Raw genomic sequence first — 3,369 nt, 5'->3', positions numbered from 1 at the left:
TCTTTAAAAATTTGGATACATGAGAATTGAGATTCTCAACATAGAAAGCTAGCAGTTGCTTGGCGGATTAACGTCAACATTAACCCTGCCATGAAAGTTTTCTTCCTCATAGCTTGTAGGAAGGTAAACGGTTTGGGGTTATATGGTCAAGTGACTAAGCGTGCGCGGTGGATGCCTTGGCATCTGGAGGCGATGAAAGACGTGGTAGCCTGCGATAAGCTTCGGTGAGGTGGCAAACAACCTGTGACCCGGAGATCTCTGAATGGGGAAACCCACCTGTTTACAGGTATCTTGCACTGAATTCATAGGTGTAAGAGGCGAACCGGGAGAACTGAAACATCTAAGTACCCCGAGGAAAAGAAATCAACCGAGATTCCCTTAGTAGCGGCGAGCGAACGGGGACTAGCCCTTAAGCAATCTTGTAGTTAGTAGAAGGCTCTGGAAAGTGCCGCCATAGTGGGTGATAGCCCCGTATACGAAAACTTATAGATTGTGAAAACGAGTAGGTCGGGACACGTGTTATCCTGACTGAACATGGGGGGACCATCCTCCAAGGCTAAATACTCCCAGATGACCGATAGTGAACTAGTACCGTGAGGGAAAGGCGAAAAGAACCCCTGTTAGGGGAGTGAAATAGACCCTGAAACCGCGTACGTACAAGCAGTGGGAGCCGACTTGTTCGGTGACTGCGTACCTTTTGTATAATGGGTCAGCGACTTAATGTTAGTGGCAAGGTTAAGTGTTAACGGAGCCGTAGCGAAAGCGAGTCTTAACTGGGCGTCCAGTCGCTAGCATTAGACCCGAAACCGGGCGATCTATCCATGAGCAGGTTGAAGGTGCCGTAACAGGCACTGGAGGACCGAACCCACTCCCGTTGAAAAGGTAGGGGATGACTTGTGGATCGGAGTGAAAGGCTAATCAAGCTCGGAGATAGCTGGTTCTCCTCGAAAACTATTTAGGTAGTGCCTCATGTATAACCACCGGGGGTAGAGCACTGTTAAGGCTAGGGGGTCATCCCGACTTACCAACCCTTTGCAAACTCCGAATACCGGTGAGTTCAATCATGGGAGACACACGGCGGGTGCTAACGTCCGTCGTGAAAAGGGAAACAACCCAGACCGTCAGCTAAGGTCCCAAAGTTACAGTTAAGTGGGAAACGATGTGGGAAGGCCCAGACAGCTAGGAGGTTGGCTTAGAAGCAGCCACCCTTTAAAGAAAGCGTAATAGCTCACTAGTCGAGTCGGCCTGCGCGGAAGATATAACGGGGCTCAAACTGTACACCGAAGCTACGGATGCGTATTCATACGCATGGTAGAGGAGCGTTCTGTAAGCCGTTGAAGGTCAAGGTGTGAACCAGGCTGGAGGTATCAGAAGTGCGAATGCTGACATAAGTAACGACAAGGGGAGTGAAAAACTCCCCCGCCGGAAACCCAAGGGTTCCTGTCCAACGTTAATCGGGGCAGGGTTAGTCGGCCCCTAAGGCGAGGCTGAAGAGCGTAGTCGATGGGAAACAGGTTAATATTCCTGTACTTGTTTGTAGTGCGATGGGGGGACGGAGAAGGCTAGGCCAGCACGGCGTTGGTTGTCCGTGTTTAAGCTGGTAGGCAGAGATCTTAGGCAAATCCGGGATCTTTATGCCGAGAAGCGACGACGGTGACTCTACGGAGTCCGAAGTGGTCGATGCCATGCTTCCAAGAAAAGCCTCTAAGCTTCAGCTACAAATGAACCGTACTCTAAACCGACACAGGTGGGTAGGTAGAGAATACCAAGGCGCTTGAGAGAACTCGGGTGAAGGAACTAGGCAAAATGGCACCGTAACTTCGGGAGAAGGTGCGCCGGTTTTGGTGAAGGATTTACTCCGTAAGCTGAGACCGGTCGAAGATACCAGGTGGCTGCAACTGTTTATTAAAAACACAGCACTCTGCAAACACGAAAGTGGACGTATAGGGTGTGACGCCTGCCCGGTGCCGGAAGGTTAATTGATGGGGTTATCTCACGAGAAGCTCTTGATCGAAGCCCCGGTAAACGGCGGCCGTAACTATAACGGTCCTAAGGTAGCGAAATTCCTTGTCGGGTAAGTTCCGACCTGCACGAATGGCGTAATGACGGTCACACTGTCTCCACCCGAGACTCAGTGAAATTGAATTCGCAGTTAAGATGCTGCGTTCCCGCGGCTAGACGGAAAGACCCCGTGAACCTTTACTACAGCTTCACAGTGAACTTTGAATTGGCTTGTGTAGGATAGCTGGGAGGCTTTGAAGCGATGACGCCAGTTGTCGTGGAGCCAACCTTGAAATACCAGCCTGGTCAATTTGGGGTTCTAACTCAGGTCCATTATCTGGATCGAGGACACTGTGTGGTGGGTAGTTTGACTGGGGCGGTCTCCTCCCAAAGAGTAACGGAGGAGCACGAAGGTCGGCTAATCCTGGTCGGACATCAGGAGGTTAGTGTAATGGCACAAGCCGGCTTAACTGCGAGACAGACACGTCGAGCAGGTACGAAAGTAGGTCATAGTGATCCGGTGGTTCTGTATGGAAGGGCCATCGCTCAACGGATAAAAGGTACTCCGGGGATAACAGGCTGATACCGCCCAAGAGTTCACATCGACGGCGGTGTTTGGCACCTCGATGTCGGCTCATCACATCCTGGGGCTGAAGCCGGTCCCAAGGGTATGGCTGTTCGCCATTTAAAGTGGTACGCGAGCTGGGTTTAGAACGTCGTGAGACAGTTCGGTCCCTATCTGCCGTGGGCGTTTGAGATTTGAGAAGAGCTGCTCCTAGTACGAGAGGACCGGAGTGGACGAACCTCTGGTGTTCCGGTTGTATCGCCAGATGCATTGCCGGGTAGCTACGTTCGGACGGGATAAACGCTGAAAGCATCTAAGCGTGAAGCCTCCTTCAAGATGAGATCTCACTGGAACCTTGAGTTCCCTGTAGGGCCCTGGAAGACCACCAGGTTGATAGGTCAGATGTGTAAGCGTTGCGAGGCGTTGAGCTAACTGATACTAATTGCCCGTGAGGCTTGACCATATAACACCCAAACCGGGCTGTTATTAACGACCCAAGCCCTGAGCAACTGCTAGACAAAATGTTAAAAATCTCTCAAAAAACTCATGTATCCAACCTTATTTGGTGAACGCTGCCGGGTCGATCCTTCACAGGATCCCCTTAAGACAGACAACACCATAACAGTTTGCTTGACGACAATAGAGCTGTGGAACCACCTGAATCCATCCCGAACTCAGAAGTGAAACGCAGCATCGCCGATGGTAGTGTGGGGCTTCCCCATGTGAGAGTAGGTCATCGTCAAGCTCTTAAACGAAATACCCCGTCCTGTTATGCAGGGCGGGGTTTTTTTATGCCTGTGAGA

Annotated in this window: 2 rRNA genes; both read left to right on the top strand. The window is 51.1% G+C overall.

The annotated features are described in order from the left end of the window. Nucleotides 1-144 precede the first annotated feature (144 nt). Nucleotides 145-3,029: ribosomal RNA gene (locus Q8W22_RS16495) — 23S ribosomal RNA — on the top strand. Nucleotides 3,030-3,195: 166 nt separating this feature from the next. Further along, a 5S ribosomal RNA gene (gene rrf / locus Q8W22_RS16490) occupies nucleotides 3,196-3,311 on the top strand. Nucleotides 3,312-3,369: the final 58 nt, after the last annotated feature.

This window comes from Oceanobacter sp. 1_MG-2023 (assembly GCF_030689025.1).
Taxonomy (GTDB): domain Bacteria; phylum Pseudomonadota; class Gammaproteobacteria; order Pseudomonadales; family Oceanobacteraceae; genus Oceanobacter.
This window is presented reverse-complemented; position numbering and strand designations above follow the sequence as displayed.